The sequence below is a fragment of the Sinorhizobium chiapasense genome (genome assembly GCF_036488675.1).
GTDB lineage: Bacteria > Pseudomonadota > Alphaproteobacteria > Rhizobiales > Rhizobiaceae > Sinorhizobium > Sinorhizobium chiapasense.
Genome location: NZ_CP133148.1, coordinates 4,177,753 through 4,198,287, shown reverse-complemented (window position 1 = coordinate 4,198,287; position 20,535 = coordinate 4,177,753). Strand labels below are relative to the sequence as shown.

The following is a 20,535-nucleotide window of genomic DNA, read 5'->3' as shown; positions in this document are numbered from 1 at the left end:
GGGGCTAGCTTATTCGGCCGCTTCGCCGCCGTCCTTCTTCTCGGCCTTCTCGGCGACGATCTCCTTGCCGGTTGCCTGATCGACGACCTTCATGGAGAGGCGAACCTTGCCGCGCTCGTCGAAGCCCATCAGCTTGACCCAGACCTTGTCGCCTTCCTTGACGACATCGGTCGTCTTGGCGACGCGTTCGGACGCGAGTTGCGAGATGTGGACGAGGCCGTCGCGGGCGCCGAAGAAGTTGACGAAGGCGCCGAAATCGGCGGTCTTGACGACCGTGCCTTCGTAGATCTGGCCGACTTCCGGCTCGGCAACGATCGAATGGATCCACTTGCGGGCCGCTTCGATCTCCTTGGCGGAGGAGGATGCAATCTTGACCGTACCGTCGTCTTCGATGTTGATCTTGGCGCCGGTCTTTTCGACGATCTCGCGGATGACCTTGCCGCCCGAACCGATGACTTCGCGGATCTTGTCGACCGGGATGTTCATCACTTCGATGCGCGGTGCGAATTCGCCGAGCTGGCCGCGGCTCTCGGAGATGGCCTTGGCCATTTCGCCGAGAATGTGCATGCGGCCGCCCTTGGCCTGGTTGAGTGCAACACCCATGATCTCTTCGGTGATGCCCTCGATCTTGATGTCCATCTGCAGCGAGGTGATGCCGGCTTCCGTGCCCGCAACCTTGAAGTCCATGTCGCCGAGATGATCTTCGTCACCGAGAATGTCGGAGAGAACGGCGAAGCGGTCGCCTTCCTTGATGAGGCCCATGGCGATACCGGCGACGGGCTTTGCAAGCGGGACGCCTGCGTCCATCAGCGCCAGCGACGTGCCGCAGACGGTGGCCATCGAGGAGGAGCCGTTGGACTCGGTGATTTCGGAAACGACGCGCAGCGTGTAGGGGAATTGCTCCGCCGTCGGCAGCATCGGGTGGATGGCGCGCCAGGCGAGCTTGCCGTGACCGATTTCACGACGACCCGGAGAACCCATGCGGCCCGTTTCACCGACCGAGAAGGGCGGGAAGTTGTAGTGCAGCATGAAGTTTTCCTTGTACATGCCGGTCAAGGAATCGACATACTGCTCATCTTCGCCGGTGCCGAGCGTGGCAACGACGATCGCCTGCGTCTCGCCGCGGGTGAAGAGCGAGGAACCGTGGGTGCGCGGCAGGAGGCCGACCTCGGCGACGATCGGGCGGACCGTGACGAGGTCGCGGCCGTCAATGCGGCTCTGGGTGTCGAGGATGTTCCAGCGAACAATCTTGGCCTGCAGATGCTTGAAGACGGCAGCGATCTCTTCCGCCGTATGTGCGGGATTCTCGATGCCTTCAGGCAGGAAATGTTCCTTCACCTTGGCCTTGACGGCGTCGACGGCGGCGTAGCGGGCAGCCTTCTCGGTGATCTTGTAGGCATTGCGCAGTTCGTCTTCGGCAATCGAAAGCATGGCGTTTTCGAGCGCGGAATGATCTTCCGGTTCGAACTCGCGCGGCTCCTTGGCTGCGACCTCGGCGAGCTTGATGATCGCGTCGATCACCGGCTGGAAGCCCTTCTGGCCGAAGACGACAGCGCCGAGCATGATGTCTTCCGGCAGTTCCTTGGCTTCCGACTCGACCATCAGCACGGCTTCCTGGGTGCCGGCGACGACGAGATCAAGCGAGGATTCGTCCATCTCGTCGAGGTGCGGGTTGAGCACATACTGGCCGTTGATGTAGCCGACGCGGGCGCCGCCGATCGGGCCCATGAAGGGGATGCCCGAAAGGGTGAGCGCGGCCGACGCCGCAACCATCGAGAGAACGTCCGGATTGTTTTCCAGGTCATGCTGCATGACCGTGACGATCACCTGGGTGTCGTTCTTGTAGCCTTCCGGGAAGAGCGGGCGGATCGGACGGTCGATCAGGCGGGAAACGAGCGTCTCGTTTTCGCTCGGGCGGCCTTCACGCTTGAAATAACCGCCGGGGATCTTGCCGGCAGCGTAGGTCTTTTCCTGGTAGTTGACGGTGAGCGGGAAGAAGTCCTGGCCCGGCTTCGGTGCCTTGGCCGAAACGACGGTGGCGAGCACCACCGTTTCGCCGTAGGTGGCGAGAACAGCACCGTCAGCCTGACGCGCGATCTTGCCGGTCTCGAGCTTGAGCGGACGCCCTGCCCATTCGATTTCTACCTTGTGGGTCTCGAACATGTTCTGTCCTTCGTGTGCGGGAGACCATCCGCGGCTGTTGCAGCGCGGATGGTCTGAATGCCGCTTGGTGGTGGCGCATCACGGGCAAGACAACGGGAGGCTTCAAAAAGAACCGGCTCGTTACCGCTTTGCCGCGCTGCTTGCGTGGCAGCATCCGGCAAGCAGGGCCGAAGCATCCTGCAATCCTGCCCCATGACGGGCCATCGGTTGATCCGCGATACCGGCCCATCCGGTCCGCTGGACGTTCTCTCCAATCCCCGCGCCTCAGGCGCCAGTGGAGAGACAATTTCTGCAGCGCCGTGCGTCTCTTCAGACATACAAAGGTCGCAGCAGCACTTTGAATTTCTGCATGTTTATCCTTCAATCGGCCCCGATTTAAGGAATCATGCAGCAGGCGGTCGAGCGCCCGATAAAAAGCCGGCGGGCCGCAAGCGACCCGCCGGACAAAGTCGGTTAGCGACGGATGCCCAAGGCACCGATCAGCTTGCTGTAGCGCGCTTCGTCTTTCTTCTTCAGATAGTCGAGGAGCGAACGGCGGCTGGAAACCATCGCGAGAAGACCACGGCGGGAATGGTTGTCCTTCTTGTGGCCCTTGAAGTGTTCGGTCAGGTTGTTGATCCGTTCCGTCAGGAGCGCAACCTGGACTTCCGGAGAGCCGGTGTCGCCTTCAGCGGTCGCGAATTCCTTGATGAGCTGAGCTTTGCGCTCTGCAGTAATCGACATCGGATGATCCTTTCGTTTCGAGGATTTCGGGGTCGCCGGCAGCCGGGATGTCGTCCAGCCGCGGCCGTTCAAACGAAGAGGCAGTGCCTTTCGCTGGCGTGCCTATAAACGAAATGGATCGAAAAGGAAAGGGTCATGGAACCCGGCGTCCGGAGGCGACGCGCCACGCCTCAATTGCCGGTTGGCTGAAGGCGCCTCCCCTGGTTTCCAGGCGTCGAGGGCGCTGCCCGGCAAGCCTTTGAAAAGCATCGGCGCCCGCGTCTTGCGCGATCAACTTCCGGTTTCGGCCGGCACGTCGCTTCTGCCGCCGCGCGGAATTCGGATGGTCCATTCGATGCCGTCCGGGTGCATCGCCCTTTCGAGTTCGGCCCCGAGCGCCATGCCGAGCATGCGCTCGAGCACGACCGTTCCGAAGCCCGTTCGCCCCGCTGCCCGCCCCGAAGCTTGTTCGGGCGGCGCGGCGATATCCGCTCCCTCTTCGCGCCAGCGAATGGCGATCATTCCGTCGGATACCGACCAGTCGAGCCTGATGACACCGGTCGCGTTGGCGAGTGCGCCGTGTTTGGTCGCATTGGTCGCAAGCTCATGCAGTGCCATGCCAAGCATCTGCGCCACCTGTGTTTCCAAGCGTATGTGCGGACCGTTGAGGACGATGCGCTGCGGGTCATCGGGAGCGAAGGGTTGCAACTGGTCCTGCGCCAGTTCACGGAAATCGACACCGAGAGCGGCATTGGCGACCATCAGGTCCGTAGACCGGGCAAGCCCGGCGATCCGCTTTCGAAAGGCCTCAGCGAATTCCGACGCGCTCCCGGTGGAAGTAGCGGACTGGTTCAGCATAGACTGGATGACTGTGAGCTGGTTCTTTGAGCGATGCGCGACCTCTCTCATCAGAAAACGGATTTCCCCTTCGGCCTTGGTGCGAGCCGCGGCCGCCTGGGTAAACGCGCTCGATACATCCTCGACCTCGGTGATCATGTACCGACGCGGCTTGATCGGCTCGCCGGCACCGAGACGGCGCGCATCCATGGCAAGCAGTTTCACCCCCTGCGAGAGCAGGCGGGCGATGGTCAGGGAACCTGCCACGGCGAGGCTTGCGAAGATGATGCCGCCAAGCGACAGCCAGAGGAACGACCACATTATCGGCGCATCGACGACCGCGCGCGGCGCCCAGGCGACGATGCGCCAGCCGGTCACCACGGAGAACTCCGTCGCGACGCGGTAGTCCGCGCCGCTTTCGCTGATGTTGGCGACGCCGATACTGATCGCCGGCAGCTTCTCGAGGAAGAAGGCATCGCCCGGTTTGACCACCGCATCGGAAGAAACGATGACCTTGCCGCTGCCATCCACCAGTGCCGCATTCCAGCCGGGCGACAGCGTGTCGCGATTGACGGCCTTCGCCATCCCGCCAGCGTCTTGCGTCAGGGCCAGCAGATAGCTCTCCCCGGTTGGCAGCCGAACCGGGAGGTAGACATTGAAGGCCCATCTTCCGTCGGTGTTGTCGAAAAACACGCCGGAGACGAGCGGACCCTTGCTCTTGAAGGCAAGCTCGATCGATTCGGGATCGGACGCCGGTCCAAGCGGCGCACCGAAGGGAAGCCGGGTGTTCAGTCTCTGATTGTGGCTCCTGTCTATGACAACGAGACTGGAATCGGTGTCGGCCAGGGCGACGGAGGCGCGGTTGTAAAATGCGCGCATGTCGCGCAGTTCCATCGCGTTCGAAGTCGAAAGAACCTTGAGGGTCGTCAGCATGCCCTCGACCTCGCGCTCGACGATGCGCGCCACGGAGCCGGTCGAGGCCTTCAGAAGCGAAGTCACGACCTGCTCCTGTGCATCCAGGCTGCGTTTCAGGATGACGAATGAAAAGATGAAGGAAGGGATGATCGCGACCAGCAGCAGCGAAATCAGGTAGAAGCTGAACGGCCGGCGGAGACGGTCCCGAACGAAGGCTGCAGCAGCCTGCAAGCCGCCGCGCGAAGCTTCTCCGTGGTCCTTCTCCGACACTCCAGTCACCCGGGCCCGCCTTTCCCCGTCTGTCGCCGCGCCGCCGGTGGCCAACGCTCAAACGAGGTCCCGTGCGCTCCTTGCGCGTCGGCCGCACAACCGCCACGGGTTGGTGCGCGTGGCAAAATCGCGATCTCGGATTGGCCCCGACTGCCGCGAACGGCCATATCCGCAGCTTGCGCCGAATAGATCGAATCGTCACACGCGATCATGCGTCAGCGTTTCGCCAAACGCAAACCGCCTGCAGCGCCGCCGGGTCAAGACGTGGCGAACACCCGCTTCGGCCGGAATTCGCCTTCGGCGATCTCGCCGATCGCCACGAGCTTGCCGCGCGCCGTCGCATAGGCCTCGGGGGCGGGCAATGGTGCCTCGCGGCCACGCAGGATGATTGGATTGCCCATCTTGAGGCGATGGGCCTGATCATCGTTGACGGCGATGTGCGGCAGGCCGGAAAGAGCCTCGCCCGTTTCGATCAGGAAGTCATCCAACGCGGCGAGCCGCTCGACATCGTCCTCGATCTTCTCAAGCGCGACGAGGTCGGAAAGCGGTACCATGTCATCCTCGCCGAAGGGCGCCACGAAAGTGCGGCGCAGCGAGGCGATATGCCCGAAGCAGCCGAGATCGCGGCCCATGTCGCGGGCAAGCGAGCGAACATAGGTTCCCTTGCCGCATTCGATCTCGAAATGCGCGAGATGCGGCGTGCATCCGATCAAGGAGAGCCGGAAGACCTCCACGTCGCGGGCCGGAATTTCCACCGCCTCCCCGTCGCGCGCGAGATCGTAGGCGCGTTCGCCGTCGATCTTGATCGCCGAGAATTGCGGCGGCACCTGGCTGATCACACCGGTATATTTCGGCAGCAGGGTGCGGATAGCCTCTTCCGTCGGCCGTTCCACGGACGCGCGGACGACTTCGCCCTCGAGATCGTCGGTCGTCCGCTCCTCGCCCCAGGCGGCGGTGAACTCGTAGATCTTCCGCCCATCCATCACGTAGGGGACGGTTTTCGTCGCGTCACCGAGCGCGATCGGCAGCATGCCGGAGGCCAGCGGGTCGAGCGTGCCGGCATGTCCCGCCTTCTGCGCCTTGAACAGCCACTTGATCTTGGAAACGGCCTCGGTGGAACCAAAGTCGAGCGGCTTGTCGAGGATAAGCCAGCCCGAGATCGGGCGACCCTTCGGTTTGCGCGGTTTGGACATGGGTCTTTCTTATTCTTCGTCGTCGGAATCGGAATCGAGGTCGCGGCTGACCTCCGGCGAGCGCAACAGGGCGTCGATCTTCTTATAGTTGTCGAAGCTCGTATCGTCCCTGAAACGGACGTCGGGCATGTACTTCATCTGCCGGAGCTGCGGCCCGAGCCGCCCGCGGATGAATTTTGCATGCTTATTCAGCGCCTCGATAACCGCCGCGTGATCCGCCACGCCGAGCGGCGTCACATAGGCGGTGGCGATCTTCAGATCCGGCGACATGCGTACCTCCGAAATGGAAATCACCATCTTTTCGATCAATGGATCGCGCACCTCGCCACGCTGCAGAACCTGCGTGATCGCGGCGCGCACCTGTTCTCCGACGCGCAGCATGCGCTGGGAAGGAGCGGAGGATGTGGATCTGGTCATCGTGCTTACCTCCGATCACGTCGTGATCTGGATTGAATCCGCTCAGAATCACGGACGGGATCGATTTCAAATGAAACGCGGGATGCGGGCGGAGAACCGCCCACGCTTTTCCCATCCCGCATCAAAAAGTGCGAGCGCCGAACAGGAGCCGGCGCCCGCACGATCTCCAACCGGACGGATATCAGAGTGTGCGCGTAACGTGTTCGACGCGGAAGCACTCGATCGTATCGCCGGCGCGGATGTCCTCGTAGTTCTCGAAGGCCATGCCGCATTCCTGGCCGGCCTGAACTTCCGAAACTTCGTCCTTGAAGCGCTTGAGCGTCTTGAGCTTGCCCTCGTGGATGACGACGTTGTCGCGCACGAGACGGACACCGACGCCACGCTCCACCTTGCCCTCGGTGACGCGGCAACCCGCGACCTTGCCGACCTTGGTGATGTTGAACACCTCCAGGATCTCGGCATTGCCGAGGAAGGTCTCGCGCCGCTCGGGCGACAGCAGACCGGACATCGCCGCCTTCACGTCATCCACCAGGTCGTAGATGATGTTGTAGTAGCGGATTTCGATGCCGGCACGCTCGGCGGCATCGCGCGCCTGCTTGTTGGCACGGACGTTGAAGCCGATGATCGCGGCGTTCGAGGCCTCGGCGAGCGAGATATCCGATTCGGTGATGCCACCCGCGCCGGAATGCACGACGCGCGCCCGAACCTCGTCGGTTCCGAGCTTTTCGAGAGCGCCGGCGATCGCTTCGATCGAGCCTTGCACGTCGCCCTTGATGACCAGCGGGAACTCCTTCATGCCGGAAGCATGGAGCTGGCTCATCATCTGCTCGAGCGAACCGCGCGAGCCGGACTGGCGCGCAACCGCCTTTTCGCGTGCAAGCCGCTGGCGATATTCGGAAATCTCACGCGCACGGCTTTCGTTCTCGACGACGGCGAATTTGTCGCCGGCCGCCGGCGTACCGGAGAGGCCGAGAACTTCGACCGGCGTCGACGGGCCTGCGGACTTCACATGCTCGCCCTTGTCATTGACAAGCGCGCGCACGCGACCCCACTGGTCGCCGGCGACGATGATCTGTCCGGGCGTGAGCGTACCCTTCTGGACGAGAACGGTCGCAACCGCACCGCGGCCGCGATCGAGCTCGGCTTCCACCACCGTACCTTCGGCCGTCCGGTTCGAATTGGCCTTGAGGTCGAGGATTTCGGCCTGCAGCAGGATCGCCTCGAGCAGCTTGTCGAGGTTGGTATGGTTCTTCGCCGAAACCTCGACGTCGAGAACTTCACCGCCCATCGATTCGACGAAGACTTCGTGCTGCAGCAGCTCGGTGCGAACCTTCTGCGGGTTCGCCGTCGGCTTGTCGACCTTGTTGATCGCCACGATGATCGGCACGTTGGCCGCCTTGGCGTGGTTGATCGACTCGATCGTCTGCGGCATCACGCTGTCATCGGCCGCCACGACGAGGACGGCAATATCCGTCGCCTGGGCGCCACGGGCACGCATCGCCGTGAATGCGGCGTGGCCGGGGGTGTCGATGAAGGTGATCTTCTGGCCGTTCTGCTCGACCTGATAGGCACCGATATGCTGGGTGATGCCACCGGCTTCGCCGGCAACCACATTGGCGTGGCGGATCGCATCGAGCAGCGACGTCTTGCCGTGGTCGACGTGACCCATGATCGTGACGATCGGCGGACGCGGCTCCATGTTCTCTTCGGTGTCGGCGATGTTGAAGATGCCCTCTTCGACATCCGACTCCGAGACGCGCTTGACCGTGTGGCCGAATTCGCCGGCGATGAGTTCGGCGAGATCGGCGTCGATCAGGTCTCCCGGCTTCATCATCTGACCTTCCTTCATCAGGAACTTGATGACGTCGACGGCGCGTTCGGACATGCGCTGCGACAGCTCCTGAATCGTGATGGTCTCCGGCAGAACGACTTCGCGCGAAATCTTCTCGCGAGTCTCCTGCATCTGGCTGCGCTTGAACTTTTCCTGCCGGCGACGCATCGCCGAGAGCGAGCGTCCGCGCTGACCGCCATCCTCGTCGACGGCGGCCGTCAATGTCAGCTTGCCCTGGCGACGGCCGTCATCGCCCTTCGGGCGCGTAACGGGCTTCGCGGGTTCCGGACGCGTGACCTTGCCCCGGGCGGGACCGGCACCGCGCGAACCGCGATCGTCCTCTTCATCTTCGCCGGCGCGGCGGCCGCGCAAGGCTGCGGCACCCGGCGCCTGCGGGGCAGCGGGAGCGGGAGCGGGAGCCGGACGCGGCGATTGCGGCCGTGTGTCGGGGCGGCGTTCCGCGGTGACGGCAGGCGCAGCCGCGGCCGGACGCTCTTCCTCGACCTTTTCGGCGACGACCGCCGGACGTGCTGCCTCTTCGGCGGCACGGCGCGCGGCCTCTTCCCGTTCGCGTACGGCACGCTCTTCTTCCTCGCGCCGACGGCGGGCTTCCTCTTCGACGCGGCGCTTGGCTTCCTCGGCCTCGCGGATCTGGGCTTCCGCCAGGGCGCGACGGCGGGCTTCCATCTCACCAGCGGACAGATCGTTGAGAACCACGCCGACGCGCGAACGGTTCTGCTCCTGGCGTGGCTGATGCGGTTGCGGCTGCGGCGCGGGGCGGCCGGACGGCTGCGGCGGCATGGGGCGCTGCTCCGGCGCACGCGCTGCCGGCGACGTGTTCATGGGCGTGATCGGCCGCTCGTCTTCAGGACGGGAATGGCGCCGCTTCTTGGTTTCAACCACAACCGCCTTGGTGCGGCCGCGGCCCATGTCCTGACGCACTGTCCCCTGCTGAACCCCGGAGGGTTTCAGGGTCAGCGTCTTCTTGCCCGCTACGCTGAGTGTCTTGTCGTCTTTGTTGTCGGTCATTCCGTTCCGTTCCTAGCGATCAGGGCCGGATGCGAAACACCTGACCCTGTCTTCCAAATTGTCTCAAACAATGCTCGCGATGCCGGCCTTTGCCGGTGACGCGTATCATTGCTGTGGCTTGCCAGCGCCGCCTTCGGCCCGGACCGGGACGGATCCTCGGTACTTTTCGAGCATGATTGCGCGCTTCACTACACCCTCACCCGCCTGCCCTGCAAGCGCTGCGGCATGGATAAAAGCATTACTTCCCAAAAGCCCGTCCATTTCCGCCGCCGTGAAGGGGCGGAATGCGGCTATCTCCTTTTCATCCTCGGCGACGAAACTCATCGCCTTGCGAGCCTGATCGATCTTGCGGACACCGTCGGCGGCCGCATCGACGGCGTGGAAGACGGCGAGCGCCGCAAGACCACGCACCGCCTGTTCCGTCTTCGTCGCGCCGGAGACAAACTGGCCGGCCTTGCGCGCCATGTTCATCATCCCCGCAAGCTGCTCGACAAGCAGCCTGTCGACATCGTCCGCCAGCGCCGCGTCGGCCCGGACGTCGGCCTTGAGGGCACGGGCGAAGAGCTTCTTCGTCGCCGCCTTCTCGACAAGCGCCCGCTCCGCCTTGATCCAGCATCCGCGCCCGGGAAGCTGTCGCTTCAGGTCCGGCACGACGCGTCCGTCGGGAGCCGCAACGAAGCGGATCAACTCGTCCGGCGAACCGGTCTCGCGGCTGACGATGCAGGTCCGCGTACTGTCGCTCCGGTCCTTCGGACCCTTGTCCGAAGGCAGGGTGTCAGCATCGGTTTCCGTTACCATCGTGATCAGGCGTCCTGCTCGGCACCTTCGGCGACCTCGATCGGTTCTTCCGTCTCGCTTGCCAGATCTTCTTCGGTGATCCAGCCGGCGGCCAGACGCGCCTGGACGATCATCGCCTCGGCCTCTTCACGGGTCACCTCGAACTTCGAGAAGATGCCCTCGAAGCGCTTGGTCTCGCCGTCCTTGCGCTCGGTCCAGCCGACGAGATCGTCGGCGGCGCAACCGGCAAAGTCCTCGACGGTCTTGATGCCCTCTTCGCCGAGCGCAACCAGCATCTGGCTGGTCAGCCCATTGATCGTGCGCAGTTCATCGGCGACGCCGAGTTCCTTGCGCTTGGCGTCCATCTCGGCCTCGATCTTGTCGAGGTACTCGCGGGCACGGGTCTGGATCTCGGTCGCGGTCTCCTCGTCGAATCCGTCGATCGACGAGATTTCGTCGAGATCGACATAGGCGAGTTCCTCGACTTGGGCAAAGCCTTCGGAGGCAAGCACCTGGCCGACCATCTCGTCGACGTCCAACGCTTCCATGAAGAGCTGGGTCCGCTCGTTGAATTCCTTCTGACGGCGCTCGCTTTCCTCCTGCTCGGTCAGGATATCGATATCCCAGCCGGTCAGCTGAGAGGCCAGGCGGACGTTCTGACCGCGGCGGCCGATGGCCAGCGAAAGCTGCTCGTCCGGGACCACCACTTCGATACGCTCGGCATCCTCGTCGAGAACGACCTTGGCGACTTCGGCCGGCTGCAGGGCGTTGACGATGAACGAGGCCGGATCCTGCGACCACGGAATGATGTCGATCTTTTCGCCCTGAAGCTCGCCGACGACGGCCTGAACGCGGGAGCCGCGCATACCGACGCAGGCACCGACCGGATCGATCGACGAGTCGTTGGAGACGACGGCGATCTTGGCGCGCGAGCCCGGATCGCGGGCAACCGACTTGATCTGAATGATGCCGTCGTAGATTTCCGGCACTTCCATGGTGAAAAGCTTGACCATGAACTGCGGATGCGTGCGCGACAGGAAGATCTGCGGCCCGCGCTGTTCACGGCGAACATCGTAGACGAAGGCGCGGACGCGGTCGCCGTAGCGCATGTTTTCGCGCGGGATCATCTCGTCGCGGCGGATGATGCCCTCGCCACGGCCAAGGTCGACGATGACGTTGCCGTATTCGACGCGCTTCACCGTGCCGTTGACGATCTCGCCGACGCGGTCCTTGAACTCCTCGTACTGGCGGTCACGCTCGGCTTCGCGGACCTTCTGCACGATCACCTGCTTGGCCGACTGCGCGGCGATACGGCCGAAATCCATCGGCGGCAGCGGATCTGCAATGAAATCGCCGATCTTGGCGTCGGGGTTGCGATCGCGCGCAAGCTCCAGCGGGATCTGCGTCGAATAATCGTCTGCCTTCTCGACCACTTCCAGAAGGCGCTGCAGACGGATTTCGCCGGTCTTCGAATTGATGTCCGCGCGAATGTTCGATTCCGAGCCATAACGCGAGCGAGCCGCCTTCTGGATCGCATCCGCCATCGCGGCCAGAACGATCTCGCGGTCGATCACCTTTTCGCGTGCCACAGCATCTGCGATCTGCAGAAGTTCGAGCCGGTTAGCACTGACTGCCATATCTTGTCTCCGTCTGGTTGCAGGGGGCTTTGAAGCACGCCCTGCCTTATTCGATAGGTGAATCTTCGTCTTCGAAATTCTGGTTGGCCGCGCGCGCGGCCTTCGCCTTCTTGTCGGCCGTCAACGCGTCGCGGATCAGGTCGTCGGTCAGGATCAACCGGGCATCCGAAAGTGCCGAGAACGGGATCGCGACAACCGCTTCCTCGCCGTAGGCGGGCTGGTCCCGCTCGAGACGGAAGCCATCTTCGTCCACCGACACGATCTTGCCGCGAAACCGCTTGCGACCTTCGACCATCACCGAAGTCTCGCATTTCATCAGATGGCCCTGCCAGCGGAAGAAATCGGACTTGCGCACCATCGGGCGGTCGATGCCCGGCGACGACACTTCGAGATGATACGCCTTGTCGATCGGATCTTCCACATCGAGCACAGGCGAAATGGCCTTGGAAACCTCTTCGCAATCCTCGACGGTCATGGTTCCGTCGTTGCGCTCCGTCATGATCTGCAGCGTCAGGCCGTTCTGGCCGGACATGCGCACCCGCACGAGGCGGAAGCCCATCTGCACGAGCACGGGCTCGATGATGTCGGCAATGCGCTGATCGAGACCGGTTTCGGTGACCAGCCGCGGTTCATTTGCGTTTTCAGCCGTTGTCTTATCGGACAAACGATCGTCTCCTCATCGGACCGGCTAATAAAAAAGAGCGGGTCCTGACGGGCCCACTCTTCATCTAACCGATCAAGAATTTGAGGCTCATATACGCTTCATCGCCGCAAATTGCAAGGCTCGCGGCCGCGACCCGAGAGGCAGCGACTTGGAGCGGAGCGCTTTCGTGTCCGACCGTCACTTTCAGCGGCTGGCGCGCCACATTTCGAAGTTTATAAGGAAGTATCCGCTTCGCATTGGTCAAACGAAAGAGAATACGAGGTGACGAGCCGCATGTCGCCCCTGGCCCCCTTCAAACACGATACGTTCCGGATCATCTGGATCGCCAGCCTTGCCTCCAATTTCGGCGGACTGATCCAGGCAGTGGGCGCCGCCTGGCTGATGACCTCCATCTCGCAGTCGGTGAACATGGTGGCGCTGGTGCAGGCTTCCACCGCGCTGCCGATCATGCTTTTCTCGCTGGTGTCGGGTGCGCTCGCCGACAACTTCGACCGGCGCCGCATCATGCTCATCGCTCAGCTGTTCATGCTGACCGTCTCGGCGATATTGACGGTCTGCGCCTATTTCGGCCTGGTCACGCCGTGGCTCCTCCTGCTCTTTACCTTCCTGATCGGCTGCGGGACGGCGCTCAACAACCCGTCATGGCAGGCATCGGTCGGCGACATGGTGCCGCGCGATGACCTGCCGGCGGCGGTGGCGCTGAACAGCATGGGGTTCAACATGACGCGCAGCGTCGGCCCCGCGATCGGCGGCGCGATCGTCGCTGCCGCTGGCGCCGCCGCGGCCTTCGCAGTCAATACGCTCAGCTATTTCGCGATCCTCTTCGCTCTCTTCCGCTGGAAGCGGGATGTCGCGGAAAGCCCCTTGCCGCGCGAAACGCTCGGGCGGGCGGTTTCGGCCGGCCTTCGTTATGTCGTGATGTCGCCGAACATCGGCAAGGTGCTGTTGCGCGGTTTCGTCTTCGGCCTCTCGGCAAGCGCCATCCTTGCCCTGCTGCCGCTCGTCGCCCGCGATCTCGTCCGCGGCGGCCCGCTCACCTACGGCATCATGCTTGGCGCCTTCGGGCTCGGCGCGATCGGCGGCGCGCTGCTGAGCGCCCGGCTCCGGGAACGCCTGTCGAGCGAGGCGATCGTGCGCTGCGCTTTCGCCGGCTTTGCCACGAGCGCGGCGGTTACGGCGGTGAGCGCCGAGGCGTGGCTGACATGCCTCGCCCTCACCGTCTCCGGCGCCTGCTGGGTGCTGGCGCTGGCGCTGTTCAACACCACGGTTCAGCTCTCCACTCCACGCTGGGTTGTCGGGCGGGCACTTTCCCTCTACCAGACCATGACCTTCGGCGGGATTGCAGGCGGCAGCTGGCTATGGGGCGTCGCCGCCGAACAATACGGCGCCGCCAACGCACTCATCGGCTCCTGTCTGCTCATGCTCGCGGGAGCGGGCGTCGGCTTGCGTTTCGGACTACCGGAATTCAAGTCGCTGAACCTCGACCCGCTCAACCGCTTCAACGAGCCGCCGCTCGAGCTCGATCTCAAGCCGCGCAGCGGTCCGATTGTCGTCATGATCGACTACGAGATCCACGAACCCGACATCCCCGAGTTCCTGACGACCATGGCGGAACGGCGCCGCATCCGCATTCGCGACGGCGCGGGACACTGGGCGCTGATGCGCGACCTCGAAAACCCGACAACCTGGACTGAGAGCTATCACGTGCCGACTTGGGTGGAGTATGTCCGTCACAACCAGCGGCGCACGCAGGCCGATGCGGCGGTCGGCGACAAGCTGACGGCGCTCCATCGCGGCGCGGTGCCGCCGCGCGTACACCGGATGATCGAGCGGCAGACCATCGTTCCGGAGCACTACGAACGCTACAAGCAGCCCGCCGAGATGCATTGAGGGACGGGCCGACTCGGTCGCGCCTCATCCTAGCGAGATGCGAGTTTGCCCCTCACCCTAACCCTCTCCCCGCATGCGGGGCGAGGGGACTGGAGGACGCTGCGGCCCCCTTTCCATCGGAGCGGTTCCGAAGCGTCGCCGCTTGTCCCTTCGCCCCGCCTGCGGGGAGGTGCCGGCAGGCGGTTGAGGGGCAGCCCCCCGCAACGCGGAAATCAACGCAGCTGCGATTTCAGCGAGGCGGCCGGGAAGCAGGTGGCGGAGAGGCCGTTCTTCGCCTGCCAGTCGCCGAGCGACCGGCGCGTCTTGTAGCCCGGGAGGCCATCGACCTTGCCGACGTCGTAGCCCTTGGAGACGAGCGCCTTCTGCATCGCCAGCACGTCGGAACGCAGCATGTTTCCGACATCGCCCCACTCGCCCCGGAAGGCGCCGCCGCCCGACGCGATGCGATCGGCGAGGTTGCCGATGAACAGCGCGTAGAGATCGGAATTGTTGTATTCCTTGATCACGTAGAAATTCGGCGTGACGATGAACTGCGGTCCATGGGTGCCTGCCGGCACCAGCATCATGCCGGCCGCTGCGCGCTCCGCCGACGGAAAGGTCTTGCCGGAGATGCGCCCGATCCCCATGCCGGCCCAATCGGCGATCGGACGGGCAAGATCCGGGCCTTCCTGGGCGCAGGAAACACCTTCTGGGATCAAGACTTCAAAACCCCAGTCACGGCCGGCTTGCCAGCCTTTCTCAGAGAGATAGTTGGCGATCGAAGCCAGACTGTCCGGCACCGAATTCCAGATGTCGCGGCGGCCGTCGCCGTCGAAATCCACGGCGTATTTCAGGAAACTCGACGGCAGGAACTGGGGCTGGCCCATGGCACCGGCCCAGGAACCGCGCATCTCCGCCTCGCGGACATCGCCGCTGTCGAGAATGTGGAGCGCGGCGATCAGTTCGCGCCGGAAAAGCTCCGGCCGCGTCGACATGAAGGCCTTGGTCGCCAGAACGTCCATGATCGGGTGCGGGATCTTCGCCCGGCCGAAGCCCGATTCCCGGCCCCAGATGGCGAGGACGATCGGCCCGGGAACGCCATACGTTCTTTCGATGCGCTTCAAGGTCGAGGCGTGGGCGGAGGCGAGGCTCCGGCCGGTCGCCGCCAATCCTTGCAGGCGCTTCTCGGAAAAATACGAGCCGGGCGATGAAAATTCCGCCTGGCTCTGCTTGCGCTCCTTCGCCTTCGGAAAACCGGGAGGCGCAAGGTCGGGCAGATCCCAATTGAGCTTCACATCGGCAAATGCCGCCTTGAAGGACGCCGCGGAGATGCCGGATTTCTGCGCCTCGGGCCACAGGTCGTTCTGCAGCCACTGGCGAAACTGGTTTTCCACGTTGGCTTTCGAAGCCGCGAAGGAAAGACCGGCAAAGGAGGTGAGCGAAAGGATCAAGGCAGAGAGGAGTCTCAGCATCTGGCTTCCTGAAATGAGGTGCCGCGCAAAGCGCGCAGCATCAGATTGTCGTACGCGCCCGCAAGGCGGCCGTCAGTGTGCCTTCGTCAAGGTAATCGAGTTCGCCGCCGACGGGAACGCCGTGGGCGAGACGGGTGATTTTCACTTCCATGCCTTCGAGCTGGTCGGTGATGTAATGCGCCGTCGTCTGCCCCTCCACCGTCGCATTGACCGCGATGATCAGCTCGCGGACGCCGCCCTTGGCGACGCGATCGACAAGGCCTTTGATGTTGAGGTCGTCGGGCCCAATGCCATCGAGCGGTGATAGTGTACCGCCGAGCACATGATAGGCGGCGTTCATGGCGCCGGCGCGCTCCAGCGCCCAAAGGTCGGCGACATCCTCGACGACGATGATCACGGACTGGTCGCGCCGTTCGTCGGTGCACACCGTGCAGGGATCGATCGTGTCGACGTTGCCGCAGCAAGAGCAGATGCGGACCTTGCGGTGCGCCTCGCCCATTGCATCCGCGAGCGGACCGAGCAGTTGCTCCTTCTTCTTGACAAGGTGCAGCGCCGCCCGGCGGGCGGAACGGGGGCCGAGGCCCGGCACCTTCGCCAGGAGCTGGATGAGTTTTTCGATTTCGGGGCCGGTGACTCGCTTTGCCATGCCGGGCTTTTAGCTCAATTCATCGGCAAACGGAATCGCTTTGACGCCGATCAGCGCACGGCGCACCGGCGACGCAAGGAACTGGCAGCACCGATGCCACTCCGTCAGAACGGCAGCTTCATGCCGGGCGGGATCGGCAGGCCGGCGGTCAGTTCGCGGGTCTTTTCCGCCTGCACGGCTTCCGCCTTGTCCTTGGCGTCCTTGTGGGCGGCAACGATCAGGTCTTCGAGGATTTCGACATCGTCTTCCTTGAAGAGCGAGGGATCGATCTTGAGGCTCTTCATGTGGCCCTTGCCGTCGAGACGGACAGTGACGAGGCCGCCGCCGGAGGTGCCGTCGACTTCGAGCGCGGCGATCTCCGCCTGCAGCTTCTCCATCTTAGCCTGCATTTCCTTGACCTTGCCCATCATGCCCATGATGTCGCGCATCGTCGTCTCCTGTCTTTCGTAATCTCTTCCAAGAAGCTTGCTAGCTGGACTATTCGATATCGTCGCCGGGAACGATATCGCCGTCTTCCGATTCGGCCGCTGCCGGAGCGACGGCTTCGGTTTCCTGCTCCGCCGCGCGGATGCGCACGTCGGTGATCCTGGCGCCCGGAAAGCGCGCGAGGATTGCCGCGACGTCCGGATCCTGGCGGGCGTCGTTGACCCGCTGCTCCTGTGCGCGCTGCTCTGCCTCGACAAGCGTCGGTTCGCCCGGTTCGCGGCTGTAGCTGACGACCCAGTGAATGCCGGTCCACTCCTTGAGCTTGACGGCGAGCTCGCCGAGCAGCGTCTTCGGTGCGTCGTCGGGCACGTTGACGTCGAGGCGACCGGGCTCGATATGCACGAGTCTCACGAAGCCGCGCACAAGCGTCTTCAGCTTGATGTCCCTGTTCTTTCCGCAAAGATCGACGATATCGCTGATCGAGTTGACCGGAACCTTCGGCTCCGGCTTCGCAGCCGGGGCCACTGCGGGCCGTTCCTCGATGCGGCCGACGCCGATCGGCTGAGGCGCGGCATCCGGCACGGCCCGCAGCATGGTTGCGCCGTTGTTCGAGGGGCGCTGTACGGGCGCTGCTTCGATGGAACGCGCCTGCGTGGACTGGCCGGCATGAGCCTGATTTCCGCCGCCATTGCTGCGCGGCGCCGGACGACCAGCGGCCCCCTCGCCGTCGGCAAGCTCCAACAGCCGTCGCGCAGCGTCTTCCGGCGACGGCAGATGAGCGGCATGGGCGAGCCTGATCAGCACCATTTCCGCGGCACCCGCGGGCCGCGACGAGCTTTCCGCCTCGGGGATGCCCTTCAAGAGCATCTGCCAGATACGCGAAAGCGCGGTCACCGCGACATTGCCGGCAAATTCGGCGCCGCGCACGCGCTCGATCTCGCTCAGTGACTGGTCGTTCGCCGCGTCGGGAACATATTTCATCCGGGTGACGAGATGGGTGAAGTCGGCAAGGTCGGTCAGCACCACCGTCGGATTGGCGCCCGCCTCGTATTGCGCGGCGAACTCCTGAAGTGCCGCCGTCACGTCGCCTTTGACGATATGCTCGAAGAGATCGACGATGCGGGCACGGTCGGCAAGTCCGAGCATCGAGCGCACGGTTTCAAGCTCGACCGAGCCACCGCCGTGGGCGATCGCCTGGTCGAGCAGCGACAGGCCGTCGCGCGCCGAACCCTCTGCGGCGCGCGCGACCATCGCCAGCGCCTCGGGATCGAACGGCACGCCCTCCTTGGCGAGAATGGTGGAGAAGAGACCGACAAGGTCCGACGCACCGATGCGGCGCAGGTCGAAACGCTGGCAGCGCGACAGGACGGTAATCGGAACCTTACGGATTTCGGTCGTCGCGAAGATGAACTTCACATGCTCCGGCGGCTCCTCGAGCGTCTTCAACAGGCCGTTGAAGGCCTGCGTCGAGAGCATGTGCACTTCGTCGATGATATAGACCTTGTAGCGGGCTGAAACCGGGCGATAACGCACCTGCTCGATGATCTCGCGGATGTCGTCGATGCCGGTGTGCGATGCGGCGTCCATCTCGATCACGTCGACATGGCGGCCGTCCATGATGGCCTGGCAATGCTCGCCCCGCACACGCAGGTCGATCGTCGGCTTGTCGATCTCGGCGGTCCGGTAATTGAGCGCGCGCGCCAGGATGCGGGCGGTCGTCGTCTTGCCGACGCCGCGGACGCCCGTCAGCATGTAGGCCTGCGCGATGCGGCCGGTCTCGAAGGCGTTGGTGAGCGTGCGCACCATCGGCTCCTGCCCAACCATAAGATCGGAGAAGTCCTTGGGCCGATATTTACGTGCCAGAACACGGTAGGCGGCTGGCTTCTGTTCGAATGAAATGGACGTTTCGTCGCTCATCGACCCTGCCGCTGCTCGAACTCTTGTCCCGACAGGACGGAGATACGAAGATAAGGTGGGAGGCTGGCACGATGACCCGTGCCGGGGCTCGTTAGGGCTGCTTCCTTCCGGACCTGACCCGGTTGGCGAGTGGCTCGTCCACCACCAACCTCCCGGCTTCCATATCGGCAATATCTGAAGCAAATGCAAGCCAAGGCGTCAAAAAACTGGTATCGGTATGCAAAACAAGGCGAATCCGCGCGCTGGATCACGGTGATTTTTGGGCCGAATCGACCCAAAAAAATAAACGTGATCGATTCTAAAGGGTTAGAGCGGGATGCGGGCGGAAAACCGAACACACTTTTCCTCATCCCGTTCCTGCCGAGGAGATTTTGTTGACGACCTTCCCTCTTGACGAGCGACTTCAGCGCGATGGCATCCCGATCGCCTCGATCGGGCTGTGCCAGTTGCGGCTGATGAACGACCGCCGTTGGCCGTGGCTGATCCTCATTCCCCAACGTCCGGGCGTTTCCGAGATTTTCGAGCTGACGCCACTCGACCAGACGATGCTGGCCTTCGAAACAAACATGGTGGCAACCGCCCTGAAAAAGGTCACAGCCGCCGACAAGATCAATATCGGCGCGCTCGGCAATATCGTCCGCCAGCTTCATGTGCATATCATAGCCCGCCGGGAAGGCGATCCGAACTGGCCGGGACCGGTGTGGGGCTTCGGCAAGGCCGAGCCGTGGCCGGAGGACGAACATCAGGTATTCGTAGCACGTATTCTGGAAAATCTCTGAAGATGACGAAATCGATCTTTGACCTTCGAAGCCCGCATCCGGAGCCGAGCACGCTCGTCGCCTTTGCGGAAAATCACCTGGACCGCCAATCCGAGCATCGTCCCGACGATTGCGTCGAGGTGGCGTCGAGGCATCCGGGCGCGCATTTCCTCGCCTTTTCCGGCGCGAAGCTGATCGTCAAACACGACGAGAAGATCATCGACCCGCTCTTCGCACCCTATGAGCTCGAAGGTCTCGAACCGACGCTCGACGAGGCGATCCTGCTCGGTTATCTGCCAAATGGCGAACCGCGCCTTGCCGTTCCGTCGGGACTCACGGAAGAAACGCTGCCCGAGCCCTTCAAGGTCGCCGACGCGCGAACGCTCTACCGCCAGCAGATGCTGCCGGAAGAATTGCTCGGCCAGTTTGCGCAAGGCTCCAGCCTTATCGTCTGGAACGCCAACAACCGGTTCTGCGGCCGCTGTGGCGGGCCGATGGACGGCGCGGCGGGCGGTTACCGGCGCGTGTGCACGGCCTGCAACCACATGGTGTTTCCCCGCACCGACCCTGTCGTCATCATGCTGACAATCGATCTCGAGCGCGATCTCTGCCTGCTCGGCCGCAGCCCGCATTTCGCGCCGGGCATGTATTCCTGTCTCGCCGGCTTCGTCGAACCGGGCGAGACGATCGAAAACGCCGTGCGCCGGGAAACGCAGGAGGAATCGGGCATCCGCATCGGCCGGGTCCGCTATCATGCCTCCCAGCCCTGGCCGCTGCCGCATACTCTGATGATCGGCTGCTACGCCGAAGCCAAATCGACCGTCATCAAACGCGACGAACAGGAGCTCGAGGACGTGCGCTGGTTCACGCGCGGGGAGACCGAAGCGATGCTGGAACGTACGACCGGCATCGCCGACACCGGAGACGAACACATTCCGCCGCCGAAGGGGGCGATTGCCCACCAGTTGATGCGCGACTGGCTGGCCTGGCCCGAGCGGAGCTGATCGGCCGG

16 protein-coding genes and 1 other RNA gene are annotated in these 20,535 nt (G+C 63.5%); 3 read left to right on the top strand and 14 right to left on the bottom strand.

What is annotated here, in order from left to right:
* Positions 1-9: 9 nt before the first annotated feature.
* The 9 genes from pnp to rimP form a co-directional block, all read right to left on the bottom strand.
* Positions 10-2,163 (bottom strand): polyribonucleotide nucleotidyltransferase, encoded by a 2,154-nt coding sequence (gene pnp, locus RB548_RS19880; protein ID WP_331372911.1) that lies wholly within the window; start codon positions 2,161-2,163, stop codon positions 10-12.
* A gap of 453 nt (positions 2,164-2,616) precedes the next feature.
* Positions 2,617-2,886, bottom strand: a complete 270-nt coding sequence (gene rpsO / locus RB548_RS19875) for a 30S ribosomal protein S15 (protein WP_097537666.1) — start codon at positions 2,884-2,886, stop codon at positions 2,617-2,619.
* Positions 2,887-3,156: 270 nt separating this feature from the next.
* Entirely contained in the window at positions 3,157-4,896 is a 1,740-nt protein-coding gene (locus tag RB548_RS19870; protein WP_331372910.1) for a sensor histidine kinase, read from the bottom strand.
* Between the two features lie 248 nt (positions 4,897-5,144).
* Positions 5,145-6,080, bottom strand: coding sequence for a tRNA pseudouridine(55) synthase TruB (gene truB, locus RB548_RS19865; protein WP_331372909.1), 936 nt, complete (start codon positions 6,078-6,080; stop codon positions 5,145-5,147).
* A 9-nt stretch (positions 6,081-6,089) separates the two neighbouring features.
* A complete protein-coding gene (gene rbfA / locus RB548_RS19860) occupies positions 6,090-6,497 on the bottom strand; it encodes a 30S ribosome-binding factor RbfA (RefSeq protein ID WP_331372908.1) in 408 nt (135 codons plus the stop codon).
* Between the two features lie 181 nt (positions 6,498-6,678).
* Positions 6,679-9,357, bottom strand: coding sequence for a translation initiation factor IF-2 (infB, locus tag RB548_RS19855; RefSeq protein WP_331372907.1), 2,679 nt, complete (start codon positions 9,355-9,357; stop codon positions 6,679-6,681).
* Between the two features lie 105 nt (positions 9,358-9,462).
* Positions 9,463-10,155 carry an RNA-binding protein gene (locus RB548_RS19850; RefSeq protein WP_331372906.1) on the bottom strand — a complete coding sequence of 231 codons (693 nt, stop codon included), beginning with the start codon at positions 10,153-10,155 and terminating at the stop codon, positions 9,463-9,465.
* A 5-nt stretch (positions 10,156-10,160) separates the two neighbouring features.
* Positions 10,161-11,771 (bottom strand): transcription termination factor NusA, encoded by a 1,611-nt coding sequence (gene nusA, locus RB548_RS19845; protein ID WP_331372905.1) that lies wholly within the window; start codon positions 11,769-11,771, stop codon positions 10,161-10,163.
* A 46-nt stretch (positions 11,772-11,817) separates the two neighbouring features.
* Positions 11,818-12,435: a ribosome maturation factor RimP gene (gene rimP / locus RB548_RS19840; protein ID WP_331372904.1), complete on the bottom strand. Its 618-nt coding sequence runs from the start codon at positions 12,433-12,435 to the stop codon at positions 11,818-11,820.
* 273 nt (positions 12,436-12,708) lie between these two features.
* On the opposite strand from rimP, the gene RB548_RS19835 reads away from it, so the two are divergent.
* A complete protein-coding gene (locus tag RB548_RS19835; protein WP_331372903.1) occupies positions 12,709-14,325 on the top strand; it encodes an MFS transporter in 1,617 nt (538 codons plus the stop codon).
* 212 nt (positions 14,326-14,537) lie between these two features.
* Here RB548_RS19835 and RB548_RS19830 read toward each other — a convergent pair whose 3' ends face one another.
* The 5 genes from RB548_RS19830 to ffs form a co-directional block, all read right to left on the bottom strand.
* Entirely contained in the window at positions 14,538-15,776 is a 1,239-nt protein-coding gene (locus tag RB548_RS19830) for a lytic murein transglycosylase (RefSeq protein ID WP_331372902.1), read from the bottom strand.
* Between the two features lie 40 nt (positions 15,777-15,816).
* Positions 15,817-16,422: a recombination mediator RecR gene (gene recR, locus RB548_RS19825; protein WP_331372901.1), complete on the bottom strand. Its 606-nt coding sequence runs from the start codon at positions 16,420-16,422 to the stop codon at positions 15,817-15,819.
* A gap of 104 nt (positions 16,423-16,526) precedes the next feature.
* Positions 16,527-16,850 (bottom strand): YbaB/EbfC family nucleoid-associated protein, encoded by a 324-nt coding sequence (locus tag RB548_RS19820; RefSeq protein ID WP_136509280.1) that lies wholly within the window; start codon positions 16,848-16,850, stop codon positions 16,527-16,529.
* A 49-nt stretch (positions 16,851-16,899) separates the two neighbouring features.
* Positions 16,900-18,765: a DNA polymerase III subunit gamma/tau gene (locus RB548_RS19815; protein WP_331372900.1), complete on the bottom strand. Its 1,866-nt coding sequence runs from the start codon at positions 18,763-18,765 to the stop codon at positions 16,900-16,902.
* Between the two features lie 55 nt (positions 18,766-18,820).
* Positions 18,821-18,918: signal recognition particle sRNA small type (ffs, locus tag RB548_RS19810), an RNA gene on the bottom strand.
* 221 nt (positions 18,919-19,139) lie between these two features.
* On the opposite strand from ffs, the gene RB548_RS19805 reads away from it, so the two are divergent.
* Together RB548_RS19805 and nudC are read left to right on the top strand one after the other, a co-directional pair.
* Positions 19,140-19,544 (top strand): HIT family protein, encoded by a 405-nt coding sequence (locus tag RB548_RS19805; protein WP_331372899.1) that lies wholly within the window; start codon positions 19,140-19,142, stop codon positions 19,542-19,544.
* 2 nt (positions 19,545-19,546) lie between these two features.
* The gene (gene nudC / locus RB548_RS19800) at positions 19,547-20,527 is read left to right on the top strand and encodes an NAD(+) diphosphatase (RefSeq protein ID WP_331372898.1); all 981 of its coding nucleotides are present in this window, start codon (positions 19,547-19,549) and stop codon (positions 20,525-20,527) included.
* Positions 20,528-20,535: the final 8 nt, after the last annotated feature.